Here is a 25,369-nt window from a genome sequence, read left to right on the forward strand (position 1 = left end):
CGGCGCCTGGAGCGGCCGGGGGATCAAGAAGGTCTACACCTTCACCTGCTGGGCCGGCAAGTTCGACAACTGCGGCAAGAAGTACCGCATCTACTGATCACCGTGTGGTACCGGATCCGATCGCCTTGCATGAGCGAGCGTTGATCGGGTAGGCCAGGCGCCATGTCCCCTTCGCGTTACGAGGGCTGGTTGCTGGCCGGCCGCTACCGGCTCAAGTCCCAGCTGGGCAAGGGCGGGATGGGCCGGGTCTGGCAGGGCCACGACGAGCTGCTGGACCGCCCGGTGGCCGTCAAGGAGGTCACGCTGGAGCACCAGCCGCAGTCGCAACGCGAGGTGCTCCTGGGCCGCACCATGACGGAGGCCCGGCTGGCCGCCCGGCTGAGCCATCCGAACATCGCCACCGTCTACGACGTGGTGGTCGCCGACGAGCGCCCGTGGATCGTCCTGCAACTCGTCTCCGCGCCCACGCTGGCCGACGTGCTGGCCGAACGGGGCTCGCTGCCGCCCGTCGCGGTGGCCAGGATCGGGTTGCAGGTGCTGGAGGCGCTGGAGGTCGCGCACGCGGCGGGCATCGTGCACCGCGACGTCAAGCCCGCCAACATCCTCCTCGACACCAACGGTCACGACCCCGCCCACCACGCCGGTCACCATGCCGTGCTCACCGACTTCGGCCTGGCCACCAGCCTGGAGCAGCCGGTCGGGCTCACCCAGGCCGGCATCGTCGTGGGCACCCCCGCGTACATCGCCCCGGAGCGCGCCCGCGGCGGCGCGCCGACCCCGCAGTCCGACCTGTGGTCCCTGGGCGTCACGCTCTACACCGCGGTCGAGGGCCGCTGCCCGTTCGAGCAGAGCACGGCCCTGGCCACCATCAGCGCCGTCCTCACCGACGACCCGGCCCCCTTCCGCCGGGCCGGCGCGCTGGCGCCGCTCATCACCGGCCTGCTGCGCAAGGACCCCGCGCACCGTACGGCGACCGCCGACGCCCACCGCCACCTGCGGCGCATCGTCACGCAGTCCGGCGGCGCGGCCGTCCCCGAGACGGGCGACATCGTGTGCGCCCCGGTCTCGACGACCGCGCCGACGGGCAGCCGCCCGGCGCCCGCCGCCCCCGCCCGCCGCCCGGCCGCCGGGCGGGGGAGATCACCGTACGTGCGGCACGCGTCCGTCGTGACCGCGCTGATCCTCGCCGTGCTGGTCGCCGGTTTCTGGCAGGGCTCGTCCCCCCGGCCGCCCACCGCCGCAGGCCGGCCCGTCACCCACTCCCCCGTCGCGCCTCCCACGGACGGGCTCGCGCCGGCGCCGCTGCGGGTGCTCCAGGCGGAGCAGGTGACGACCCGCCCCCAAGCCGGTACGCCGCCCGAACCCGCCTCCGAACCCGCCTCCAGATCCGCCTCCGAATCCGAATCCGCATCCGGGCGCGAGCCCGCGTCCGGGTCGGGGTCCGAGCCCAGGTCCGAGTCCCGGGCCGGGGCCGCCGCGCCGCCGGGCAAGGCGAGGAAGGCGAGGGTCGGCAAGGGCCAGACGCCACCCGGCCACAGCGCCGCACACCCGGGCAAGGGCCACGCCAAAGGCCGCAAGTGACCCTGGCCGGGAGCGAAAGTGACGCGGGTGGCGGGGTGAAGGTAACGCCGGTCGCGGCGTGAAGGTGCCGCGGCCCGGGGCGTGAAGGTGCCGCGGGTGGCGGGGTGAAGGTGCCGCGGGTCGCGGATCGTGGGGTGAAGGTGACGCGGGCCGGGGTGCGGGGGCTACCGGGGCGGTTCGGGGGCGAGCGGCGGCCCGTCCGGGAGGGCGTCCGGGTCGCGCCAGGTGGCGAGGAAGCCTTCGGCCACGGCGCACGAGCCCGCGTACGGCCCGTCAGGATGCTCCAGCGCCGCGCCCACCAGCCGGCCGGCCCGCTCCGCCACGAGGGCGCGGGCCGAATCGGCGCCGGTGACCTGGCCGGCCCGCTCGGCGAGGTAGCCGATCGTGGCGCCGGCCCCGCAGACGAAGTCCGCCAGCGTCACCACGCCGCGCTCCCGCAGCGTGCGCAGCCCGGCCTCGGTGTAGGGCACGTTCGCCGCCGGGGCGACCACGCGGGCGCGGACCCGGGCGGCGCGATCGGTGCTCAGGGTGCCGGTCCGCGCGCCGGGCACCAGCACGTCGGCGTCCGCCTCGTACAGCGTCTCGGCCGGCCGTACGGGCAGGCCGAGCAGGCGCACGCAGGCGTCACCGTGCGCGGCGCGCAGCTCCTCCAGCGCGGCGACGTCGAGCCCGTCCGGGTCGGTCACGCATCCGTGCAGGGTCGAGAGGGCGACGATGCGCGCGCCCCGCCGCGCGGCCTCCCGCACGACCGCGCCGCCCACCTTGCCGAAGCCCTCCACCGCGAGCGTGCGCCCGTCCAGGCCGCCGAGCGCGGTCTGCGCGGCCACGACCACGCCCAGGCCGGTCACCATGGTGTCCACCAGCTCGCCGCCGAGCTCCTGGTGCATCACCGCGTCGGCCCGGTAGCCGGGCAGCGGCGCGAAGTCCTGCGTCCGCGTGCCCAGGTCGGAGGCCGTGAGGAAGACGCCCTTCTCGACCAGCGGGGTGATCTCCTGGCAGTAGCGGGCCACGGTGGCCGCCCGGTCGGCGGCCTCGGCCCGCAGCACCGCCTTGGCGCCGCCGATCCGCTCGCCGAGCACGGCCAGCTTGTACGTCATCGCCCGCGCCAGCAGCCCGGCCTCGGCACGGGTGACGTCCGGGGCGAGCCGGGTGCCGCCCGCGCTGGTCGGACAGTCCAGGTCGAAGGCGATGTACCCGTCCACCGAGGCCAGCTCCACGATCCTCATGCGCGCTCCTCACGTCGTCCGATCGGCGCCGGCCGGGCGATGACCGCGCCTGCTGACCAATCTCGACGTGAACGGCTCTCATGTCCATCGCCGGAAGCGCCCGGGTCCGGGCTGATCGCCTCCGCGCCGGTGCCGGCCACCGGGAGGGGCAAGCGGTGGCTCCTCGGGAACCCCGGCACTAAGAAAGCCGGGGACTCCCCCGAGAGGCGGGCCGGGGCTACTCCGGGTCGGTGCCGGTGCGGTCGGTGAGGCGTTCGCAGCGCTGCCTGGCGGCCTGCGCGGTGCCCAGCCCCAGCCCGAACGCGATCTCCTGCCAGGTCATGCCGCGCCCGCGCGCCATCTGCAGGAGCGCCGCCTCCAGCGCGTCCAGCTCCCCGCGCACCAGCGGGACGAGGCTCAGCGCCGCGGTGATGTCGGCGTGGTCCACCTCCGGCTCGCCGTCGTCGAGCTTCGCGGCCCCGCTGAGCAGGAACGTCACGAGCCTGACGGCCTCGTGCGGCCCGATGGCCGAGGGGTGGGCCTGCCGGAGCCGCTGCTCGCCGGTGGCCGCGTGCCGCTCGGCGATCCGGAACAGGGACGCGTGCACGCGCCCCATGCGCGCCTGCTCCGGGTCCGGCGGCGTGAAGGGGTCGGGGTGGTGATCGACGTTCGCGGACATGACGCCCACAATGCCGCAAGGAACGGGACGGCGTCAACTCCACGTTGTGAACAATCTGTTCAAACGGACAGCCGCCACGCGCCGGCCTCGACCGTCCACGTACGCCCGGTGACCGGGCCGGTGAGCTCGCCGTCGGCGTTCAGCCGCACGGCCGGGCCCGAGATCCGGATGCGCGCGCCGCGCACCGTGGCCACGTCCAGCCTGGCGGTGTGCCGCCCGAACCGCATCAGCACGCCGTACATCAGCCGTTGCAGCGGGCCGGTGGCGAACGAGACGACCACGTCCGCGAGCCCGTCGGAGAGGCGGGCGCGCGGGGCGAGCGGCGTGCCGCCGCCGATGGACCGGCCGTTGCCGATCCCCACCATCAGCACCCGGTGCCGCCCGTCCGCGACGACCCGGTCGTCCACCTCCACCCTGAGCCGCACCCCTTTGGTACGCACCCCCGCGATCACGCTCCCCACCCCGTAGGCGAAGCGCCGCAGCACCGGTTTGAGCGGCTTGGCCGCCCGCGCCGCCTCCACCCCCACGCCCAGGTGCACGGCGTTGACCACGATGCCGCCGTCGTCGTCGCGCAGCAGGTCCAGCGCTCGCGGCTGGCCCACCGCCGCCGCCCGCGCCGCCTCGATCGGGTCCAGTGGCACGCCCAGCCCGCGCGCCAGGTCGTTGCCGGTGCCCAGCGGGACCAGCCCGACGGTGCGCCGTCCCAGCTCGCCCCGCTCGGCCAGGGCCGCGACGAGGCGGTGCAGCGTGCCGTCCCCGCCCAGGACGACGGGGTCCCGCTGCGGATGCCCGGCCAGCGCCGCGGCCAGGTCGGCCGGATCGTCGACGCGGACCTCCACCGTGTCGGCGTGCTCGGCCAGCACGGTCAGCACCCGGGACACGACCTCCTCGTCCGCGCTTCCCGCCGTCGCGTTGACGATCGCCAGCAACCGGCGCATCCTGCCTCCCTCGCCGCGTTCCTGGTGCAGGCGTCTACCCGTCCGCCCGGCGGCAAACGCGCCAGGGGGTAGGCCCAGCACTACCTCGCGAGGTGGGAAAGTCCGACCTGCGTGGTCAGCGCAGCCCCATCGAGGTCCGGCGGCCGGGCCGCGAGGCTGGCGGACGTGATCGAAGTACGAGAGCTGACCATGCGGTACGGCGGCAAGGTCGCCGTCGACGACCTGACGTTCACCGTGAAACCGGGGCTGGTGACCGGGTTCCTCGGCCCGAACGGCGCGGGCAAGTCCACCACCATGCGCGCCGTGCTCGGCCTGGACCCGCCCAGCGCGGGCCTGGCGCTGGTGAACGGCCGCCCGTACGCGTCCATCCCCCGGCCCATGCGGTCGATGGGGGCGCTGCTCGACGCCGGGGCGGTGCACGGGGGCCGCACCGCGTACGCGCACCTGGCCTGGCTGGCCCGCAGCAACGGCATCGGGCGCGCCCGCGTGGCGGCCGTGCTCGACCAGGTCGGCCTGACCGACGTCGCGGGGCAGCGGATCCGCGGCTTCTCGCTCGGCATGCGGCAGCGGCTGGGGATCGGCGCGGCGCTGCTCGGCGACCCGGGGGTGCTGATGCTGGACGAGCCGCTGAACGGCCTGGACCCGGAGGGCATCCGCTGGCTGCGCGACCTGCTGCGGTCGCTGGCGGGCGAGGGGCGCACCGTGCTGCTGTCCAGCCATCTGATGAACGAGATGGCGCTCAGCGCCGATCACGTCATCGTCATCGGGCGGGGCCGGCTGATCGCCGACACGGCCATGGCGGACCTGGCCGGGCACTTCCAGGGCGACGTGCTCGTCCGCACGCCGCATCCGGAGCGGCTGGCCGGTCTCCTGCGCGGGCACGGCGCGACGGTGGCGGCCCAGGAGGACGGGGCGCTGTCGGTGCGGGAGCTGAGCGCGGCCAGGATCGGGGAGCTGGCGCTGGCCGGCGGGATCGCGCTCGCGGAGCTGTCGCCACGGAGCGCCTCCCTGGAGGAGGCGTTCATGCGGCTCACCGAGCACACCACCGAGTACCGGACCGCGTCCGGTGCCGCTCCCGCGTCCGACACCGCTCCCGCGTCCGGCACCCAGAACGAGCGCGGGAGCGCGAATGAGCGCACCGCCGGGCGTCGGAGCGCGGCGAAGGAGGCCGGGCGATGATGATCGACGCGATCGCCGCGGAGTGGCTGAAGTTCCGCTCGCTGCGCTCCAACCTCTACCTGCTCGCCTGCTCGCTCGCGGCCGTCGGGGCCTGCGCCGGGATCGCGTTCATGATCGGCCGCGGGTTCGACAACCAGACGCCGGACGAGCGGATGGCCTTCACCGGCAACGGGGACGGCCTCGGCAACGGCATCGCGGTCGCCTACATCGTCTTCGCCGTGCTGGGCGCCCTGACGATCACTTCCGAGCACGGCACCAGGATGATCCAGACCAGCCTCGTGGCCGTGCCCCGCCGGCAGGTGCTGCTGCTGGCCAAGGTGCCGAGCCTGGCCGCGATCGCGCTGGTGGCGGGCCAGGTCCTGGCGTTCGCCATGCACGCGGCCTCCATGGCGGTGCTCGGCGACCGGGCCGGCCGGCTGCTGCGCGACGGCACGACGCTGGGCACGTCGCTCTCGGAGCCGGGCGTGCTCGCCTCCGTGGTCGCCGCCGGGGTGTCGATGGCCGCGGTGGCGCTGATCGGGCTCGGCGTCGGGGCCGCCGTACGCTCCACCGCCGGCGCGCTGGCCGTGCTGGCGGTGATCGTCGTGGTGCTGCCGGTGGTGGCCAAGACGCTGCCCATGCCGCTGCGCGCCCAGCTGGGCTCCTTCATGGTCGAGAACCTGCCGCTGCAGATCGCCGGGACCGGCGGCGGCGTCCTGCCGCCCGCCGTGGCGGCGGGGCTGCTGGCCGGGTACGTGGCCGCCGCGCTGACGGCGGGCGCCACGGTGATCGCGCCGGCCCGGCGGCGCCTCAGGGTGCTGGCGGCCGGGGTGGCGGTGGCCGTCCTGGTCCCGGCCGCGCCCGCCGCCGCGACCGCCGCGCCGGACTCCGGGCCGTCCACCCTGGCCTGGGCCGACTGCGCGGACCGGAGCCTGGTCAAGGAGCTGCGCTGCGCCTCGATCACGGTGCCGGTGGACTGGGCGAAGCCGGCCGGACGGAAGATCGAGCTCACCGTCGGCCTGCTGCCGGCCACCGGCGCGCAACGCCGCATCGGCACGGTCTTCGCGGTCCCCGGCGGTCCCGGCAGCTCGGGCGTGGCGGACCTGAGCACGAGCGCCGGCAGCTTCGCCGAGCTGCGCGCCAGGTTCGACGTCGTCACCGTGGAGCCGCGCAACACCATCGACAAGGGCGTGCTGTCGTACGACTGCCTCCTCTCCGGCCCCTGGATCACCTGGCCCGACACCCCCGCCGAGTACGCCGAGCTGGGCCGGCGCAACCGGGCGGCGGCGGAGCGGTGCCGCGCCGCCGACCCCGAGTTCTTCGACCACATGGACTCGGCCTCCGTCGCGCGGGACATGGAGGCGATCCGCGTCGCGCTGGGGGAGGAGCGGCTGAGCTTCCTCACCAACTCCTACGGCGGCGTGCCCGGCATCGCCTACTCCCGGCTGTTCCCCGAGCGGGTGCGGGCGATGGCGATCGACGGCTCGGCCAGCCCGTACCTGGACCGCGCGCAGAGCAGGCTCCCCCATGAGGAGTCCTTCGCCCGCTTCGCCGACTGGTGCGCGGCGAGCACCACCTGCGCGCTGCACGGCCGGGACGTCGGCCAGGTCTGGCGGGCCCTGGTCGCCCGGGCCGACCGCGAGCCGGTGCCGGTCAGGGGCGAGTCGCCGCCGGTGGCCTACAGCGGGCTCGACATCAAGGAGGCCGCCGCGCCCAGCATCGTCTCACCGGGGCCGGAGCCGGAGTTCCCCCGCTGGGTGGAGCTGGCCGAGGCGATCGCGCGGGCCGACGCCGGCGACGCCTCCGGGTTCGCCCGCTACGTCCGGCAGATCACGAAGAGCGCGAAGGTGCCGGCGTTCACCGGGATGAACATGACCCACTGCCTCGACGGCCACGGTTTCCGGGACTACGCCGAGTACCGGGCCGCGCGCCGGAAGGGCGAGCGCCTGCTGCCGAACCTGGCCGGGATCGAGCTCTGGCACCAGCTCGCCTGCGTCGGCTGGCCGGTCCCGGCCACCAACCCGCCCGCGCCGCTGCCAGGCGGGAAGCTGCCGCCCTACCTGGGTGTCGGCTCGTGGACGGACCTCCAGGGGTCGGCGGACATCGTCAGGCGGGTGCCCGGCTCGGCCACGCTCCAGTACCAGTGGCACGGCCACGGCCTCTACAACGCCGGCATCTCCTGCGTCATCGCCCACGTCAACCGCTACCTGATCAGCCTGCGCCTCCCGGCGCCCGGCGCCACCTGCCCCAGGCCCGCCACCTGACGCGTGCCGGCCGAGTGCCGTGCCGGCGCCGGCACTTCCTCCGGCCGGGGCGCCGGGTGCCGCGCGGTCGCCGGCCGGGTGGCTCGTCCTAACGGCGTTTCAGCCCGTCCAGCAGGGCATCGGTCACCTTCGTCAGGGCGGGCCGCGCGACCTCCGGCTCGAAGAACGGCGCCCGGTGGCCGGCCTCCCCGGCGAGGCCGCCGCCGGTCGTCGTGCCCCGGAACGCGGCCTCGACCGTCCGGCTGCCGGCCAGCACCTTGATGACGATCTCCATCATCGGGGGCGCGCTCTCGTCGTACAGCCTGGTGGTGCCGGAGACCACGGCGAATGCCTTCCCGCCGAGCCCGCCCACCTCCTGGCGGGGCTCGTAGGTGATGCGGAGGCGGTCGTCGGCGAGGCCGCCCTTGGCGTGGTAGCGGTCGTACTTGCGGGCCTCGCGGTCGAACTGGGACGCCGCCGCGCCGGCGCTGCCCCAGTCCACCACGTGGAGGCGCAGCTCACCCCCGCGGGCGGTGAACTCCTGCCCGGGCCGGTGCGCGACGTCCTCCCTGACCGACCAGATGCAGGTCGTCTGCCCGATCCTGCCGTCGCTGGTGGTGACGGCGGGCCCGGTCGCGGCGGGGAAGAACGCCTGCTCGACCTGCCGCGCGGTGACAGTCCCGCAGGGCCAGGGCACCTTCACCGCGCCGGCGCTCCTGGCCATCTCCGCGGTGACCAGCCGGGCGACCTTCCCGGCCGAGGCCCGCGTCGCGTCGCCGGACGGGTACTTGACGCCGCTGCGGTTGTCGCCGCCGTAGGAGACCTTGATCAGCCAGGGGCCCTGCCGGACGTACACCTCCGCCTTGAGCCCGCTCGGCCCGATCGAGGTCTGGCTGTAGGCGGCGTCACCGAGATCCAGCTTCCTGAGCTCGCCGAAGGCCGAGCCCGAGGTCCTGCCGTCCACCCGCTTGCCGTCGCGGACGTTGACGCGCCGCTCGTGCGCCTTCCTGTCCCGCTCGAAGCGCTCCTCGGCGTAGGCGACCGCGTCGCGGCCCTCCGCGCTCCCGGCCGCCACCGAGATGCTCAGCGCACGGTGCCCGAGCACGCCGCCGCCGACGTCCATCTTGCTGTTCGTCCAGCTACAGGCCGCCCGCTTCTCGGTACGGGTGGCGGCCCCGGTGGAGGCGTCCCTCCCGCCGTACTCGGCGTCGGCCACCAGGCTCCTGCGAAGACCGTCCGGCACGGCGGCGCAGAGCTGGTCCCCGCTGATCGCCCGCAGCGCCGCCGTCCCGGCGGGCTCACCCTTCCCGGCCGCGGACGGTTTCCCGGCCTTGGTCGCCCGGGACGGCTCCCCGCGCCCGGCGGCCGGGCGGGCTTCGTCGCGACCCAGGAGCAGCCAGGCGCCCGCCACTCCGCCGATCACGGGGAGGGAGACCCCTGGCCGCCGGTTCCGCCGGCCGGCCGCCCACCGGGACCAGGAGCCCACCCCGCCCCTGGTCCCACCCCACCGGGACCAGGAGCCCACCCCGCCCCCGGTCCCGCTCCCGCCCCGCTCGGAGCCGGAGGCCACCCCGCCCCTGTCCCCGGCCCCGCCCCGCCCGGCGTTCGCGCGCCGGGGACGCGGGGCGGGAGGCCGGCGCCCGGAGGCCCGCCCGGCCCGCCGCCCGGAGGCCGGGAGGCGCCGGACCCGTGCGCCGGCGGGTAAGGGGTGGACATGGGAGGACCTCCTGAGCAGCCGAGCCCGCCGGCCAGGACCTGGCAGGCGAGCGGGGGGAAGGCGTGCTCCGCCCCTCACGCCCCCGCCGGGGAGCCTATGGAGGAAAGGCACGAAGGTGTGTCAGGTGATCGCCCTTCACGATGATTACGGTTCCGTCAATCGTTAGGCTTTCGTCCGAACCAAACCGGCGAACTCGGCTGGACCATACGGCGAATCTGAGCAGCGGGGCGAGGAGGCGGGGTGGCGCAGGAGGCGGCGCGGCTGCTGGGCCGCTTCGGCCGCCGGTACGCCGCCGTCGTACGCCTGGTGACGCTCGCCCCGATCGTCGCGATCGCGCTGTTCCGCGCCGCTCCGGAGAACCTCCCCCGCACCGCCCTGGCCGTCACCGTCGCGGCGGCCTGGACCTGCGGCTACGCCTGGTGGCTGGCCAGGGACCAGGGCGACGGCTCCTGGCCGGCCAGAGGGCGGGGCAACGGCCGGCGGCCGGCCGGGGGCCGGGGTGACGGCCGGCGGCCGGGCCGGAGTGATGGCGCGGTCGTCCTCGACGTTCTCGTCCTGGTGGGGCTGTCCGCGTCCGTCTGGTGGACGGGCGCGCTCGACGACACCAACACCGGCTGGCTGCGCCTGCTGGTCCTGTTCATGTGCGTCACCTGCCAGTGGCACACGCCCCTGCCCGTCGGCGCCGCCGCGGCGCTGGCGGCCGGCTGCGGGACGGTGCTCGTCATCGCCGCGGCCGGCGCGGAGTCCAGCGTGGTCCGGGGGCTGCTGTGGACGCCGGCGGCGGCCGCGCTCTCCCGGGTGGGCTGGGCGCTGCTGCGGCGGGCGGCCCGCCGGGCCGATCTGACGGCCGCAGAGGCGGCGCGGGCGCGCGGCGAGTCGCTCGTGGCGGCGGCCGTCCGCGCCGAGGAGCGCGAGTTCGCCGCCTCCCTGCACGACACGGCCGCGACGACCCTGCTGATGGTCGGCATCGGGCAGGTGCGCTCCGACGCCGGCTGGCTGGCCGCCCAGGCGCGCCGAGATCTCGACCGGCTCCACGCCGGCCGGCCGACCACTCGGACGCGCCGGGACCTCGACCGGCTCCACTCCGGCGACGGCCGGGAGCAGGCGCGTGCTGACGGCCGGAAGCAGGCGCGGCCCGATGGTCGGGAGCAGGCGGACGCCGACGTCGTGGCCCTGGTGCGTGCCGGGGTCGACGGGGTGCCGCTGACCGTGGAGTTCGACGCTCCCGAGGAGGTGCGCGTGCCGTACGCGGTCGCGCGGGCGATCGCCGGCGCGGCCGGAGAGGCGCTCACCAACGTGCGCAGGCACGCGGGCACGACCCGCGCGACCGTGCGGCTGCGCGGTGACGGGCGCGGGGTGCGGCTCGACGTCACCGACCTGGGCCGGGGATTCGCCCCGGAGGAGGTGCCGGCCACCAGGTACGGCCTGCGCGAGTCCGTGCGGGGCAGGATGGCCCGCGTCGGCGGCACGGCTGTGATCACGTCCGCGCCGGGCGAGGGCACGTCGGTGCGGCTGGAGTGGCGGGCCGGGGATGGCTGACCTCATCGAGGCCGCGTTACGGCACGGCCTGCGCGTCGCGGCGCTGGTCGCCGCCTCGGCGATCGTGTTCGGGCTCGGCCTGGCCAACCTGCTGCACCACCTGGAGCGCTACGAGCCCGCGCTCGCACAGCTCGGCGCCATGGCGGCGCTCGCGGCCGTGCTCGCCGGCGAGGCGGCCCTGCTCGTCAGGGGACGGCCGTGGCACCGGCTGCGCCGCGTCGCGGTCGCCGTCGTGCTCGCCGCGTCGGCCCTGTCGTACGCGGCCTTGCCCGACGGGCGCACCTCGACCACGATCGACTGGGTGTTCGGCGCCGCCAACTGGGTGGGCGTCGTCGTCCTGCTCGACCGGCCGCTGCGTGACAGCGTGGCGTTCCTGCTGGCCCACGAGCTGATCGCGCTGCTGCACCTGCTCCTGTTCGATGAGCCCACCCACCAGACGCTGACCCGGTTCGCCACCGGCTCGGTCAGCGTGGTCGGCTTCCCGCTGTGCCTGGCGGTGATGGCGGCGGTGCTCTACCGCCTCGGCGCGATGGCGGCGGACGCCCACCTGGAGATCGAACGGGTGCGCGCCGCCGACGCCGCGACCGCCGAGGCGCACCGGCGCAGGCTGGCACGGTACGGCGAATTGTCCGCCGGCACGATCCCGCTGCTGGAGGGGCTCGCCGACGGGTCGCTCGACCCCGAGGACCCGCGGGTCCAGCGGCGCTGCGCGATCGAGGCGGCCCGCATGCGGCGGCTGTTCGCCGAGGCCGACACCGTCGCCGACCCCCTGCTGCACGAGCTGCGGCACTGCGCCGACGTGGCCGACCGCAAGGGCGTCGCGGTCGAGCTGGACGTCCGGGGCCGGTGGCCGGTGCCGCCGGTGTCCGTGCGGCGCGACCTGACGGAGGCGGTGCTGACCGTGCTCGCCACGGCCGCCTCCCGCGCCCGCGTCACCGTCGTGGGCGGCGAGGACCTGGTGTCGGTCAGCGTCGTCGCCGACTGTGACGAGGTGACCGCGCCGGAACCCGTCTCGGCCGGGGTCCGGGTGGAGGCGCTGTACCACGGCGACATGGTCTGGATGGAGGCCCGATGGCAGCCGACGAGTTGATCACCGCGGTGATCGTCGACGATCACGCGGCCATCGCCGCCGGGGTCGGCGCCTGGTGCGCCGGCGCCGTGCCGCCCATCGCCCTCATCGACGCCGGGGACCGGCTCGCCGACGTCTGGACCGGGCCTGGCGCCGCCGCCGACGTCGTGATCTTCGATCTGGAGCTGGTGCCCGGCCGGCCGGACTTCGGGGAGCTGCGCAGGCTGGTCGACACCGGGCGGCGCGTGATCGTCTACTCCCAGCACATCGACGACGCCATCGCCATCAAGTGCGTCGACCTCGGCGCGCTGGCGTACCTGACCAAGCGGGAGGGTCCGGACCACCTGGTCCCCGCCATCCGGGCGGCCGCCCGGGGCGAGCCGTACACCACGCCCTCGTTGTCGGGGGCGTTCATCGCCGACACCGCCGCCGACCGGCCGCGGTTGTCGCAGCGCGAGATCGAGGTGCTGCGGGCGTGGTTCGTCTCCTCCTCCAAGGAGCTCGTCGCGGCCAAGCTCAACATCGCCGTCAAGACCGTCGACACCTACATCACCCGCGTACGGGTCAAGTACGCCAACGCGGGCCGGGCCGCCCCCACCAAGAGCGACCTCGTCGGCCGGGCCCTCGACGACGGGATCATCACGCTCGCCGAGCTCAACGCCAAGGAGAGCCCGCCGTAGCGCGGCCGGCCGGGTCACTCCGTGTCGGCGGCGGCCCTGCTGTGCGGGTAGTGCATGTCGAAGGCGGGGCGTTCGGAGCGGATGTGCGGCATGCTGGTGAAGTTGTGCCGGGGCGGCGGGCAGGAGGTGGCCCACTCCAGGGAGTTGCCGAAGCCCCAGGGGTCGTCGATGGTGACCTTCCTGCCGAAGCGCCAGGTGTACCAGAGGTTGTAGAGGAACGGCAGCGTCGAGGCGCCCAGGATGAACGCGCCGACGGACGAGATCTGGTTGAGCAGGGTGAAGCCGTCGCCGGAGCTGTAGTCGGCGTAGCGGCGCGGCATGCCGAGCATGCCCAGCCAGTGCTGCACCAGGAACGTGGTGTGGAAGCCGATGAACAGCAGCCAGAAGTGCCACTTGCCGATGCGGTCGTTCAGCATCTTGCCGGTCATCTTCGGCCACCAGAAGTAGAACCCGGCGAACATCGCGAACACCACCGTGCCGAAGACCACGTAGTGGAAGTGCGCGACGACGAAGTACGAGTCGTGCAGGTGGAAGTCGAGCGGCGGCGAGCCGAGGATGACGCCCGTCAGCCCGCCGATCAGGAAGGTGATGAGAAACCCGATCGCGAACATCATCGGCGTCTCGAACGTCAGGTGCCCGCGCCACATGGTGCCGACCCAGTTGAAGAACTTCACCCCGGTCGGCACCGCGATGAGGAAGGTGAAGAAGGAGAAGAACGGCAGCAGCACCTGCCCGGTCGGGAACATGTGGTGCGCCCACACGGTCATCGACAGGCCGGCGATCGCGATGGTGGCGCCGACCAGGCCGATGTAGCCGAAGATGGGCTTGCGGCTGAAGACCGGGATGACCTCGGTGATGATGCCGAAGAACGGCAGCGCGATGATGTAGACCTCGGGATGGCCGAAGAACCAGCACGGGGAAGGCCATCAGCACGAGCATGCTGGTCAGCAGCACGTTCCAGGTGAAGATCGACATGCGGAACATGGTCAGGCCGGGTGCCCGCATGCAGATGATCGTGGTGATGAAGTTGACCGCGCCGAGGATCGTGCCCAGGCCCGCCAGGCTCAGGCCCATCACCCACAGGGACCCTCCGGTGCCCGGCGAGAAGACCGAGTCCGACAGCGGCGTGTACGCGGTCCAGCCGAAGCTGGCCGCCCCCGGCGAGGAGACGAAACCGGCCACCACGATCAGCCCGCCGAACAGGAACAACCAGTAGCTGACCGCGTTCAGCCTGGGGAAGGCCACGTCGGGCGAGCCGATCTGCAACGGCATGACCACGTTGGCGAACCCCGCGAACAGCGGCGTGGCGAACAGCAGCATCATGATCGTGCCGTGCATGGTGAAGAGCTGGTTGTACTGCTCGTTGCTCACCAGGGTCAGGTCGGGCCCGGCCAGCTCGCTGCGGATCAGCAGCGCCATCAGGCCCGCCAGCAGGAAGAACGTGTAGGAGGTGATGAGGTAGAGGTAGCCGATCACCTTGTGGTCGGTCGACGTCAGCCAAGAGACGATGAGACGGCCCGCGCGCTCCCGCTGCGCCGGCGGGCTGGGCGGCGTCGCATCCGAGCGCTGTTTCTGGATGGTCACGTGAACGGATCCCCTCCGGGCGCGGCGATGACGGTCCTTCGGGGGAAGCGGTCGGACGGCCACCGGGCGTGTGATGGCCGTGCCGACCGGAAGTCGTAGGTCTCCATACCCGCTTGTACCTGGGCATATGCAGTGCAGCGGAAAGGAAGGAGCAGCTTCCCCCGCATCCGCCTCCCCGGCGCCGCACCCGCCTCCCACCAGCGGGCGGCCGGGCCCCTGGAAGGCGGCCGTGGTCACTCCGGTCACCCGGCGGCGCTGCTCACTCCGGGCGCCCCCGCGGCTGCGCGCCCGGGCAGCCGCCGGCCGTGGTCACTCCGGGCGGGGCCGGCGGGTGCGGCCCTCGGCGGACGGCCGGCCGAGCAGCTTGTCGAGGCTGCGGCGCTCGCGTTTGGTGGGACGCCCCGCCCCACGGGCCCGGACGGCCACGATCACGCTCTCCTCGCGCGGAGGAGGCGGAGGGCTCTTGTCGACGTAGCACTCGGCGGCCACGGCCGCGCCCACGCGCTTGGTGATGATCTTGGAGACGACCACGACGCGCTCGCGCCCTTCGTGCCGCAGCCGTACCTCGTCACCCGGCCGGACGAGGTGCGCGGGCTTGACGCGCACGTCGTTGACCCGGACGTGGCCGCCCCGGCAGGCGTCGGACGCGATCGACCGGGTCCTGGTCAGCCGCACCGACCAGAGCCAGCTGTCCACCCGCGCGCTCGCCTGCTCACCAGCCACCCCGACACTTTACTGAGCCGAGGTCACACCCGTCGATCGGCCGCCGGCCGCCGCCGGGTCCCCCCGCCCGCCGGCCGTGGCCCGCCGGCCCGCCACCAGGACCCCGGCGGCGGCCACGGCGGTGAGCACCACCAGCAGGCCGGCGGCGGCCAGGGTCGAACCGTCGGGGCGGAGCAGGGGCTGGGCGCGCAGGGCCTGCCAGGTGACCAGCGCGATCAGGCCGGCGTAGCCCGCGGCGGCCACGCCGACCAGGCGGGCCCGGGTGCGGTCGTCGCGCAGGAGCGGGCGGCGCGCCGCCGCCACGGTCAGCAGCAGCGCGACGATCAGCATGACCTGCAGACCGTGCAGGCCGACGAAATGGGGGACCCGCAGGTCGCCGCCCGTGGTGCTCCACTCCGTCACGGGCAGGCCGGGCCCGCCGTCGGGCACGCCCACGCTGTGACCGCTGCTCAGGGACACCCGCTCACCGGTGGTGGTCAGCGCGGTCTCCGCCTTGCCCTGGGCGGGCATCAGGAAGCCCAGGGCCATGCCGGCGACGGCCAGGGCCAGCCCCGTGCGGATCGCCCGGCTCACCGCCCGGTCGGCGTGGACCCGCTGGACGGCCAGGATGACCGCGAGCGCGAGGTTGGCCAGCATGATGAGGATCACGGCGTTCCCGAAGACGGCCAGCATGGCCTTCTCGGCCACGACGGTGGTCTTGTGGAAATGGCTGTAGGTGCCGCGGGCGGCCTGGATCGCGACGATGACGGTGTCGACGAACCCGGTGACGGCGAAGACGGTGGCCAGGCCGGAGGTCCACTTCCTGCCCCGGTGCGGAAGGGACAACATCCAGGCGAGCGTGGTGCCGTAGACGGCCATCGACACCGCGAACTTGAACGGCTTGAGCCAGACGGGCGCGCCGAGCAGCACCCGGTCGTCGACCAGGAGCCCGACCACCGAGACGACCAGCAGGATCAGCATCGAGGCGACCATCAGCATCAGCGGCCGATGCCACCGCGCGACCCGGCGAAGGGACGCGCCGAGAGACGCACCAAGAACGGCGGACACGGAACCTCCAGGGAACGACCGGCCAGAGGAGCTACGCCCCAGACTCCCGGCCCACCGGCCCCGGCACATTGCCGCCCACCCCCCTGTCCCGGTGAGGCCGTCCCTACCATCGGCCGCCGGCCGGAGGCTCGTCACCCCACCAGGCGGCGGTCGGCCGGACGGGCGGGGCAGATCACGCGTACGGCGGCGGAGGTCAGCGAATGGCGGGCGGCGGAGGTCAGCGAACGGCAGGCGGTGGAGCTCAGCCGGCGGTACGACCTGGAGCCGGTCGGGGCGGGGTTTCGGAGCTGCCGTAGAAGGTCGGCTGGCGGTCTGCGGGGCTCATGGTCCGCTCGCTGCATATCGCGAGCCGGTACGAGTCGGATCGCGAGCGCGGTTACTAACCACCTGGTAGGTTTTGCGTCTACTTCAAGGATGGAAGGACGGCGCGGATGGGGATCTCGTTTCCTGAGGGCTTCCTGTGGGGTGCGGCCGGCAGCGCGCACCAGATCGAGGGCAACAACGTCGCCAGTGACCTGTGGGCGCTGGAGAGCCGGCTGCCCGAGCGGAGCGGGGACGCGTGCGACAGCTACCACCGCTGGCCCGAGGACCTCGACATCGTGCGGGACCTCGGCCTGGGCGCCTACCGGTTCAGCGTCGAGTGGGCGCGGATAGAGCCGGTCGAAGGGGAGGTGTCGCGGGCGCAGCTCGCGCACTACCGCCGCATCGTGGACGGGTGCCTGGAACGCGGGCTCGTCCCCGTGGTGACGCTGCACCACTTCACCAGCCCGCTGTGGTTTCAGCGGGAGGGAGGGTGGCTGGCGGACGCGGCGGTCGACCGGTTCCGTCGGTACGTACGGGCGGTGCTGCCGATCCTCGACGGCGTCCCCTGGGTATGCACGATCAACGAGCCCAACATGGTCGCCATGACGGCCAAGGCGATCAAGGAGGGGCGGCGGGAGGAGGGCGTGGCCGGCGCCATGGCCGCCCCCGACCAGGCGCTGGCCGACGCGCTGATCGCCGCGCACCGGGCCGCCAGGGAGGAGCTGGGCGCGGCCGGGCTCAGGTCGGGCTGGACGATCGCCAACCAGAACTTCGAGGCCGTGGACGGCGCGCGGGCCGAGCGGGACGCCTGGGCGTGGCCCCGGGAGGAGCAGTTCCTGGAGGCGGCCAAGGGGGACGACTTCGTGGGCGTGCAGGCGTACACCAGGGTGCGGATCGGGCGGGACGGGGCGCTGCCGGTGCCCGACGGCGCGCGCCGGACGCTGATGGGCTGGGAGTTCTACCCCGAGGCGCTCGCCGACGCCGTCCGCCACACCGCGCGGCTGCTGCCCGGAGTGCCGATCCTGGTGACGGAGAACGGCGTGGCCACGGCCGACGACGCCGAGCGGGTGGAGTACACGCGCGCGGCGCTGGCCGGGCTGCACGCGGCCATCGCCGAGGGGGCCGACGTGCGCGGCTACCTGCACTGGTCGTTGCTGGACAACTACGAGTGGGGGTCGTGGGCGCCGACCTTCGGGCTGGTGGAGGTGGACCGGGAGACGTTCGCCCGCACGGTCAAGCCCAGCGCCCGCTGGCTGGGCGACGTCGCCCGGGCCAACGCCCTCTGAGCGGCCCGGGAGCGGGCTGGGGGCGACGACGGCGCCGCCCCCCAGCCCGCCGGTCCTGAGGTGCGCCCCGAGCCCGACGGTCCTGAGCCCGCCGGTCCTGAGGTGCGCCTCCGAGCCCGGCCGGTTCTAAGGACGTTCGGAGCGGACGGCGGTGACGAGGTCGTTCACGGTCTGCGCCGTGAGCCCGAGCCCGAACGTACGGAACTTGATCAGCGGGATGCCCAGCGCCAGCTTCAGCAGCGCCGGATCCGTCTTCCCGGCGTCCGGCAGCCCCGCCGCCAGCCGCTCCCGCAGCACCCGCCCGCCCACCGGGTGCGCCAGCCATTCGCCCAGCGTGGACATCTCGGTCAGCTCGGCCACGTGACCGTCGCCGGGCGTGTGCGCCTCGGCGGTCAGGCGGATGTCGCGGGAGGAGGCCCCGACCTCGACGAGGAAGGAGCCGGAGGTGACGCGCCAGCCGCCGTCGGCCACCGACCACTGGGCCAGGTCGCGCCCGGTGAGCGTGAGCCGGACGCGCTCGCCCGCCCCCGGCTCCAGCCCCACCTTGGCGAAGCCGCGCAGCTCGCGGCGGGGCCGGGACGGGTGCTCCTCCGCGAACCCCACGTAGAGCTGCGCGACCTCCTCGGCGAAGCGGTCGCCGGTGTTGGTGACGGTGAACTCGACGGCCCACTCGTTCGTCCCGGTCTCGCGCACCTCCAGCCCTGAGTAGGCGAAGCGGGAGTAGGTCAGCCCGTGGCCGAAGGGGTAGGCCACCTCGGTGCCCAGCGTGTCGTGGTGCCGGTAGCCGACGTAGCGGCCCTCGCCGTACCGGACGTGCCCGCCGGAGCCGGGGAAGTGCAGGTGGCTCGGCACGTCGGCGAGGCGCAGCGGGATCGTCTCCGTCAGCCGCCCGGACGGGCTGTGCGTGCCGAGCAGCAGGTCGGCCAGCGCGGAGCCGCCCGCCTGGCCGAGCAGCCACCCTTCCAGTACGGCCGAGGCGTGCTCCTGCCACTCGGCCACCGACACCAGCCCGCCGTTGGACAGCACCACGACGACCCGCGGGCAGACCTCGGCCACCCGGCGCAGCAGCTCGACCTGGACGGCGGGCAGCTCGATGCTCGTGCGGTCGAACCCCTCCGACTCGGCGGACTCCGGCAGGCCCAGGAACAGCACCGCCACCTCGGCGGCGGCGGCCGTCTCCACCGCCTCCCGCGCCAGCTCGGCGTCGGGCGCGCCGTCGAGCCGGTAGCCGGGGGCGAAGGCGGCGTCCAGCGCCGCGCGCAGCGGCTCCAGGGCGTCGTCCAGCCGGGTGGGCACCACGTGGGAGCTGCCGTGCCCCTGGTAGCGCGGGGTGCGGGCCAGCTCGCCCAGCACGGCGACGCGCGGGCCGGGGGCCAGCGGCAGCACGCCGTCGTTCTTCAGCAGCACGGCGCCGGCGCGGGCGGCCTCGCGGGCCAGCTCGTGGTGCGCCTCCTCGTCCCAGCCGTCGTGCCGCTCCCGGTCGCGGACCCGTTCGGCCAGGCGGAGCAGCCGCGCGTTGGCCACGTCGAGCACGGACTCGGGCAGGCGGCCGGCGCGCACCGCCGCGACGATCTCCTCGTCGGTGCCGGTGGGCGGCATCTCCAGGTCCAGGCCCGCCTCCAGGGCGGCCACCCGGTCGTTGACCGCGCCCCAGTCGGACATCACCAGCCCGTCGAAGCCCCACTCGTCACGCAGCAGGCCGGTCAATAGCCACCGGTTCTGGGCGGCGTACACGCCGTTGACGCGGTTGTAGGCGCACATCACCGCGTACGGGCGGGCCTCGCGGACGATCCGCTCGAAGGCGGGCAGGTAGATCTCGCGCAGCGTCTGCTCGTCCACGTCCGCGCTGACCCGCATGCGGTCGGTCTCCTGGTTGTTGACCGCGAAGTGCTTGACGCACGCCCCGACGCCGCGTGACTGGATGCCGGTCACCACGGCCGCGCCCATCACCCCCGTCAGGTACGGGTCCTCGGAGAAGTACTCGAAGTTGCGCCCGCACAGCGGGGAGCGCTTGATGTTCACCCCGGGGCCGAGCACGACGTCCACCCCGAGCGCGCTCGCCTCCCTGGCCAGCGCCGCGCCCACGCGCCGGGCGAGCGCCGGGTCCCAGGAGGAGCCGAGCGCCACGGCGGGCGGGAAGCACGTGGCGGGCACGCTGTCGCGCAGGCCCAGCGCGTCCCCGGAGCCCGAGGACTCGGGGGAGCCGGAGGAGTCCGCCGCGGCCGGGGAGCCGGAGGAGCCGGAGGAGCCCGCCGCGGCCGGGGAGCCGGAGGAGGCGGAGGAGCCCGGCGCGTCCCGGGAGCCGGAGGGGCGGTCGGAGGCGGTGCGCTGGCGGCGGATCCCGTGCGGGCCGTCCGAGAGGGTCAGCGCGGGCAGCACGTCCCTGACCGCCGTGGTCCGCCAGGTGTCGCTTCCGGAGGTCAGCGACGCCTTCTCCGGCAGGGTGAATGTCATGAAATACCTCGATTGATCAGTGTTTGGGATCCAGTCCGAGCTGCCGAAGGAACGCGATCACCGCCGCGCGCATGTCCACCTGGTCGCGATCGAGCAGCCACTGCATCTGCAACCCGTCGATCAGCGCGATGAGCTGCTGGGCGACCACGCCCGGATCGTGGGGGAGCGGCGGCGTGGCGCGCGCGAACAGGATGCCGAGCAGCCACGACGCCTGCCTGCGCAGCCTGCGGTAGCGCTTGACGAAGTAGTCGTGGGCCGGATGGCCGGGATCGGCGGCCTCCCCGGAGATCTTCGCGTAGAGCTCGACGAGGCCGGGGGCGCCCATGTTCCTGGCCACCTGGTCGACGATGCGGTCGAGCAGCTCCTCGGGCGACAGCTCCACGTCGCGGCCGTGCATCAGCTCGCCGTCCACCTCGTCGCGGCGGCCGAGCACCTCGATGAGCAGGCTCTCCTTGCCCGGGAAGTGGTGCAGCAGCCCCGCGTGGGTCAGTCCCGCGTGCGCGGCGATGTCCCGCAGCGACACGGCGTGGAAGCCGGAGCGCGAGAACAGCTCCGTGGCGGAGTCGAGGATGCGTGCGCGCGTGCGCTCGCCCTTGCGCCCTCGTCGTGGCATGGGTTCGCTCACCGACCGGCCCTTTCTGCGGTCATGGGCACGTGCGACGACGTGCGCGGTAGGGCGAGATTAGCCCGCGGCGGATAAACCTACCATGTGGTTAGTTTTGCGGTGTATGCTCGCCCGAACAACCGGCCGAGACAGGCGTTCTCAGCCTTGGAGACGGAGTCACGTCATGAACAAATCCGCCAGGGTCGTCCCCGCCACTGCAGCCCTCCTCGTCGCGGCGAGCCTGCTAGCCGGCTGCGCCGACGACCCCGGCGGCGGCGCGGCGGCCCCCGCGAGCGCCACGCTCAACGTCGCGACCATGACCCTGCCGCAGAGCCTCGACCCGAAGGACGCCAACGGCAGCGCGATGCCGTTCTTCCAGGCGGTCTACGACACGCTGATCAAGCGCGAGCCCGACGGCACCTACAGCCCGATGCTGGCCACCGAGTGGAAGTACGACGACAAGCGCACCGAGCTGAGCCTCACCCTGCGCGGCGACGTGAAGTTCGACGACGGCACGCCCTTCGACGCCGAGGCCGTCAAGGCCAACATGGAGCGCTTCCGCGAGGGCGGCGGCGGCCAGGCCAAGACGCTCGACGACGTCAAGAGCATCAAGGTCGTCGACCCGACGCACGTCACGCTGGTCCTGTCCCGGCCCAACCCCGCCCTGCTCTACTACCTGAGCGACGCCGCCGGGCTCATGGCCAACCCGAAGGACTTCGCCAAGGGCGAGGCGCTCAAGACCAAGCCCGGCGGCACCGGCCCGTACGAGCTCGACCCGGGCCAGACCGTCATCGGCACGAAGTGGGTCTTCAAACGCGCCGCGTCCTACTGGGGCGCCAGGCTCCCGTACGACACGATCGCCATCAGCTACTTCGACAACGAGACCGCCATCGTCAACGGCATCAAGACCGGCCAGCTCAACGCCGCCCTCATCCAGGACGCCGACCAGCAGATCAGCGTCGAGAGCGACCCCAAGGTCAAGACCGTCAAGCAGGAGTTCGACTTCCAGGGCGTGTTCCTGTTCGACCGGGCCGGCGTGGTCACCCCCGAGCTGCGCGACCCCCGCGTACGGCAGGCGCTCAACCACGCCATTGACCGCCAGACGATGCTGGCCAAGATCCGCCAGGGGCGCGGCGTGGTCACCAGCCAGGTCTTCGGGCCCGCCACGGCCGCCTACAAGCCGGAGCTGGACACGTACTACACCTTCGACCAGGCCAAGGCCCGCGCGCTGCTCAAGGAGGCCGGCCACGAGAGCGGCTTCACGCTGAAGCTGCCGCGCATCCCCGCCATCGTCTCCGACGCGCTGGCCGCCTCGCTCCAGTCCGACCTCGGCGCCGTCGGCGTGAAGCTGGTCTGGGACAACCTCGACCCCGGCTCGGCCGTGCAGCGCATCTTCCGCGACCGCGCCTACTCCGCCATGGTCATGAACATGGGGCAGCCCTCGGCCGACTGGGTCGCGATCGGCGAGGCGGTGCTGCCCGGCGCGTTCAACATGTTCGGCTACACCGACGACACAGTGAAGAAGCTGCTGCCCGCGATCCAGGGCCGGCCCGCCCAGGAGGCCGCGGCCGACCTCGAGGCGCTCAACGAGCACCTGGTGCGCGAGGGGTGGTTCATGCCCTTCTACCGGATGACGTACCTGCACGTCTCCGACGGCAGCGTGACGATCAAGCCGCAGGACGGCATGGCGGTGCCCGCGATCTACAACTACGCGCCGGCGCGGTGATGGCGGCCTTCGTCGCCCGCCGCACCGCGGCGGGGGCCTTCCTGGTGCTGGTGATCTCCTTCCTCTCCTACACGCTGCTGTCGATCCCGGATCTCGACGTGGGCAGGCAACTGCTGGGGCAGAACGCGGCCCAGGAGCTGGTGGACGCCAAGAACGCCGAGCTGGGCCTGGACCGGCCCGCCCTCGTCCAGTACCTGGACTGGCTGGCCCACGCCGTGCGCGGCGACCTCGGCACGTCCTGGTTCACCAGCGAGGACGTGCTCCAGGCGATCGCCAACCGGCTGCCGGTCACGCTCAGCCTCATGGTCGGCGTCACGCTCCTGACGGCGGTGGTGTCGTTCCTGCTGGGCGTGTGGGCCGGGGTGCGGCGGGGCGCGGTGGACCGGTTCGTGCAGATCTTCTCCGTCATCGGCTACGCCCTGCCGAACTTCCTGGTCACGCTGGTCCTCGTGCTCGTCTTCGCCGTGCACCTGCGGTGGTTCCCCGCCATCGGGTACGTGGGGCTCGGCGAGTCCTTCCCCGGCTGGCTGTCCACGATCGCGCTGCCCGTGACCGCGCTGTCCGTAGGAGCCGTGGCCGGCGTCGCCCAGCAGGTCAGGAGCTCGGTGATCGAGGTGCTGCGGCAGGACTACGTCCGCACGCTGCGGGCCCGCGGGCTGCCACCGTCGCGCATCGTCTTCAGGCACGTGCTCAGGAACGCCTCGGCCCCGGCGCTGGCGGTGCTCGGCATGCAGTTCGTCGGGCTGCTCGGCGGGGCCGTACTGGTCGAGCAGATCTTCGGCCTGCCCGGCATCGGCAGCATGACCGTCACCTACACCACGCGCGGCGACATCCCGATCATCATGGCGCTGGTCATGCTCACCGTGATCGGCGTGATCGCCATCAACCTGGTCGTCGACATCCTCATCGGCTGGCTCAACCCGAAGGGGAGGATCGCATGAGCACGCCCTCCGGGACGCCGCCCCGCGCACCGTCCGGCACCTCGCCGGACGCGCCGCCCGGCCCGCTGCCCAGCGAGCCACCCGGCGCACCACCCGGGGCGCCGTCGCGCAGGTCGCGGGGCGTGCCGGCCCGCGTGGCGCGCCACCCCCTGGGGCTGGTCTCCGCACTGCTCCTGACCGCGATCCTGCTGGCCGTGGCGTTCGCGCCCGCGCTCAGCCCGCAGCCGCCCGACGTCTCCAGCCTGCGCGACGCCTTCGGCGGCCCGGCCGCCGGCCACCCGCTCGGCTTCGACTCGGCCGGCCGCGACATCCTGTCCCGCCTGCTGCACGGCGGCCGCAACACGCTGGGCGGCGCGGCCCTCGCCCTCGCCGTCGCGCTCGCGCTCGGCGTGCCCGCCGGGCTGCTGGCCGGCTACTACGGCGGCTGGTTCGACTCGGCGGCGAGCTGGGTCGTCAACATGATCATGGCCCTGCCGGCCATGGTGGTGCTGCTCGCCTCCCGCGCCATCCTCGGCCCCACGGTGTGGGTGCTCATGGTGGTGCTCGGCTTCCTCGTCGCGCCGGCCTTCTTCCGCCTGGTACGCGGCATCGTCGCCGCGGTGCGCGGCGAGCTGTACGTCGACGCGGCCCGCGTCTCCGGCCTCAGCGACACCAGGATCGTGGCCCGCCACATCCTCATCGTGGTCCGCGCCCCGATCATCATCCAGGTCGCGCTGGTCTCCGGCATCGCGATCGGCCTCCAGGCGGGGCTGGAGTTCCTCGGCATCGGCAGCGGCGACGCGCCGACCTGGGGCGCGATGCTGAACGAGGCGTTCAAGAACATCCAGCGCGCCCCGTCGCTGCTGCTCTGGCCCGGCCTGGCGCTCGGGCTCACCAGCGGCGCGCTGGTGCTGCTGGCCGCCGCGCTGCGCGACGTCCTGGAGGACAGGGGCACGCACCGCCGCCCGCCGCGCCGCCCGTCACGCCGCGCGGCCGCCGTCGCCCGGGCCGCCCAGCCGCACGAGCCGCGCGCGGCGCTGCTGTCCGTACGGGACCTGGCCGTCGCCTATCCCGAACGCCAGGTCGTGCACGGCGTGGACCTCGACGTCCACGCCGGGGAGATCGTCGGGCTGGTCGGCGAGTCCGGGTCGGGCAAGACCCAGACCGCCTTCGCCATCCTCGGCATCCTCCCCGAGACCGGCCGCATCGCCGGCGGCAGCGTCACGATCGACGGGCAGGAGATCGTCGGCCTGCCCGAACGGCGGCACCGGGCGCTGCGGGGGAACGTCGTCGCGTACGTCCCCCAGGAGCCCATGAGCAACCTCGACCCAGCCTTCACAATCGGCAGCCAGCTCGTCGAGCCCATCCGCCACAAGCTGGGCCTGAGCAGGGCCGAGGCCCGCGAACGCGCGCTGGACCTGCTGGCCCGGGTGGAGATCGCCGACCCGGAGCGGGCCTTCCGCTCCTACCCGCACGAGATCTCCGGCGGCATGGCCCAGCGCGTGCTGATCGCGGGCGCCATGTCGTGCGACCCGAAGCTGCTCATCGCCGACGAGCCCACCACGGCGCTCGACGTGCGGGTCCAGGCCGAGGTGCTCGGCCTGCTGCGCCGGCTGCAGCGCGAACGCGACCTCGGCGTCCTGCTCGTCACCCACAACCTGGGCGTGGTCGCGGACCTGTGCGACCGGGTCGCCGTCATGTCCGAGGGCCGCATCGTCGAGACCGGCACGGCCGAGCAGGTGCTGCACGCCCCCGAGCACCCCTACACCCGCAGGCTCATCGGCGCGGTCCTGGAGGTCCCGTGACCGGCCGCCGCTCCGCGAGACGCGGCGTTCCCGTGACCGGCCGCCGCTCCGCGGGACGCGGAGATCACGTGGGACGCGGAGATCGCGTGGGACGCGGAGAATTCGTGA

General features: G+C 73.9%; 18 protein-coding genes and 1 pseudogene. 10 read left to right on the top strand and 9 right to left on the bottom strand.

Annotated features, from left to right (window positions below):
- The first annotated feature begins 162 nt into the window (after positions 1-162).
- Positions 163-1,581: a serine/threonine-protein kinase gene (locus IO39_RS59255; protein WP_052423960.1), complete on the top strand. Its 1,419-nt coding sequence runs from the start codon at positions 163-165 to the stop codon at positions 1,579-1,581.
- A 164-nt stretch (positions 1,582-1,745) separates the two neighbouring features.
- Here IO39_RS59255 and IO39_RS39630 read toward each other — a convergent pair whose 3' ends face one another.
- The 3 genes from IO39_RS39630 to IO39_RS39640 all read right to left on the bottom strand — a co-directional run bounded on the left by IO39_RS39630 (position 1,746) and on the right by IO39_RS39640 (position 4,403).
- Entirely contained in the window at positions 1,746-2,807 is a 1,062-nt protein-coding gene (locus IO39_RS39630; RefSeq protein WP_052423961.1) for a Glu/Leu/Phe/Val dehydrogenase dimerization domain-containing protein, read from the bottom strand.
- A 217-nt stretch (positions 2,808-3,024) separates the two neighbouring features.
- Positions 3,025-3,465, bottom strand: coding sequence for a hypothetical protein (locus IO39_RS39635; RefSeq protein ID WP_043635528.1), 441 nt, complete (start codon positions 3,463-3,465; stop codon positions 3,025-3,027).
- A gap of 59 nt (positions 3,466-3,524) precedes the next feature.
- A complete protein-coding gene (locus IO39_RS39640; protein WP_043635374.1) occupies positions 3,525-4,403 on the bottom strand; it encodes a diacylglycerol/lipid kinase family protein in 879 nt (292 codons plus the stop codon).
- A 165-nt stretch (positions 4,404-4,568) separates the two neighbouring features.
- Between IO39_RS39640 and IO39_RS39645 the strand changes: the two genes are divergently transcribed.
- Together IO39_RS39645 and IO39_RS39650 are read left to right on the top strand one after the other, a co-directional pair.
- A complete protein-coding gene (locus IO39_RS39645; RefSeq protein WP_084774301.1) occupies positions 4,569-5,582 on the top strand; it encodes an ABC transporter ATP-binding protein in 1,014 nt (337 codons plus the stop codon).
- Complete coding sequence (locus IO39_RS39650) at positions 5,579-7,825, top strand: alpha/beta hydrolase (RefSeq protein WP_245642548.1); 2,247 nt, start codon at positions 5,579-5,581, stop codon at positions 7,823-7,825. Before IO39_RS39645 ends, IO39_RS39650 begins: the two co-directional genes overlap by 4 nt.
- Before the next feature lie 88 nt (positions 7,826-7,913).
- Here the strand turns inward: IO39_RS39650 and IO39_RS39655 are convergent, their stop codons facing one another.
- The gene (locus IO39_RS39655; protein ID WP_157549578.1) at positions 7,914-9,227 is read right to left on the bottom strand and encodes a hypothetical protein; all 1,314 of its coding nucleotides are present in this window, start codon (positions 9,225-9,227) and stop codon (positions 7,914-7,916) included.
- Positions 9,228-9,761: 534 nt separating this feature from the next.
- Between IO39_RS39655 and IO39_RS51435 the strand changes: the two genes are divergently transcribed.
- The 3 genes from IO39_RS51435 to IO39_RS39670 are packed head-to-tail and all read left to right on the top strand — an operon-like array spanning position 9,762 to position 12,809.
- On the top strand, positions 9,762-11,060 hold the full coding sequence (locus IO39_RS51435; RefSeq protein WP_052423962.1) for a sensor histidine kinase: 1,299 nt from the start codon (positions 9,762-9,764) through the stop codon (positions 11,058-11,060).
- Positions 11,053-12,150 carry a hypothetical protein gene (locus tag IO39_RS39665; protein ID WP_052423963.1) on the top strand — a complete coding sequence of 366 codons (1,098 nt, stop codon included), beginning with the start codon at positions 11,053-11,055 and terminating at the stop codon, positions 12,148-12,150. Before IO39_RS51435 ends, IO39_RS39665 begins: the two co-directional genes overlap by 8 nt.
- Positions 12,132-12,809 carry a response regulator transcription factor gene (locus IO39_RS39670; protein WP_043635378.1) on the top strand — a complete coding sequence of 226 codons (678 nt, stop codon included), beginning with the start codon at positions 12,132-12,134 and terminating at the stop codon, positions 12,807-12,809. Before IO39_RS39665 ends, IO39_RS39670 begins: the two co-directional genes overlap by 19 nt.
- Positions 12,810-12,823: 14 nt before the next feature.
- Here IO39_RS39670 and IO39_RS39675 read toward each other — a convergent pair.
- The 3 genes and pseudogenes from IO39_RS39675 to IO39_RS39685 all read right to left on the bottom strand — a co-directional run bounded on the left by IO39_RS39675 (position 12,824) and on the right by IO39_RS39685 (position 16,094).
- Positions 12,824-14,387, bottom strand: a pseudogene (locus tag IO39_RS39675) (cytochrome c oxidase subunit I).
- A 315-nt stretch (positions 14,388-14,702) separates the two neighbouring features.
- The gene (locus tag IO39_RS39680; protein ID WP_052423964.1) at positions 14,703-15,116 is read right to left on the bottom strand and encodes an RNA-binding S4 domain-containing protein; all 414 of its coding nucleotides are present in this window, start codon (positions 15,114-15,116) and stop codon (positions 14,703-14,705) included.
- A 9-nt stretch (positions 15,117-15,125) separates the two neighbouring features.
- Positions 15,126-16,094, bottom strand: a complete 969-nt coding sequence (locus tag IO39_RS39685; protein WP_052423965.1) for a hypothetical protein — start codon at positions 16,092-16,094, stop codon at positions 15,126-15,128.
- 500 nt (positions 16,095-16,594) lie between these two features.
- Between IO39_RS39685 and IO39_RS39690 the strand changes: the two genes are divergently transcribed.
- Entirely contained in the window at positions 16,595-17,752 is a 1,158-nt protein-coding gene (locus IO39_RS39690; protein WP_043635386.1) for a glycoside hydrolase family 1 protein, read from the top strand.
- Between the two features lie 126 nt (positions 17,753-17,878).
- Here IO39_RS39690 and IO39_RS39695 read toward each other — a convergent pair whose 3' ends face one another.
- Together IO39_RS39695 and IO39_RS39700 are read right to left on the bottom strand one after the other, a co-directional pair.
- On the bottom strand, positions 17,879-20,206 hold the full coding sequence (locus IO39_RS39695; RefSeq protein WP_043635389.1) for a glycoside hydrolase family 3 C-terminal domain-containing protein: 2,328 nt from the start codon (positions 20,204-20,206) through the stop codon (positions 17,879-17,881).
- A 16-nt stretch (positions 20,207-20,222) separates the two neighbouring features.
- Positions 20,223-20,819, bottom strand: coding sequence for a TetR/AcrR family transcriptional regulator (locus tag IO39_RS39700; RefSeq protein WP_043635392.1), 597 nt, complete (start codon positions 20,817-20,819; stop codon positions 20,223-20,225).
- A 175-nt stretch (positions 20,820-20,994) separates the two neighbouring features.
- On the opposite strand from IO39_RS39700, the gene IO39_RS39705 reads away from it, so the two are divergent.
- Genes IO39_RS39705 through IO39_RS39715 form a run of 3 tightly spaced genes read left to right on the top strand, consistent with a single transcriptional unit; the run spans position 20,995 to position 25,261 of the window.
- Positions 20,995-22,536: an ABC transporter substrate-binding protein gene (locus IO39_RS39705; protein ID WP_043635395.1), complete on the top strand. Its 1,542-nt coding sequence runs from the start codon at positions 20,995-20,997 to the stop codon at positions 22,534-22,536.
- Positions 22,536-23,477: an ABC transporter permease gene (locus tag IO39_RS39710; protein WP_043635398.1), complete on the top strand. Its 942-nt coding sequence runs from the start codon at positions 22,536-22,538 to the stop codon at positions 23,475-23,477. Before IO39_RS39705 ends, IO39_RS39710 begins: the two co-directional genes overlap by 1 nt.
- On the top strand, positions 23,474-25,261 hold the full coding sequence (locus IO39_RS39715) for a dipeptide/oligopeptide/nickel ABC transporter permease/ATP-binding protein (protein WP_084774308.1): 1,788 nt from the start codon (positions 23,474-23,476) through the stop codon (positions 25,259-25,261). The genes IO39_RS39710 and IO39_RS39715 overlap by 4 nt, the downstream gene beginning before the upstream one ends.
- The last annotated feature ends 108 nt before the right edge of the window (positions 25,262-25,369 follow it).

This window comes from Nonomuraea candida, assembly GCF_000725485.1.
GTDB lineage: Bacteria > Actinomycetota > Actinomycetes > Streptosporangiales > Streptosporangiaceae > Nonomuraea > Nonomuraea candida.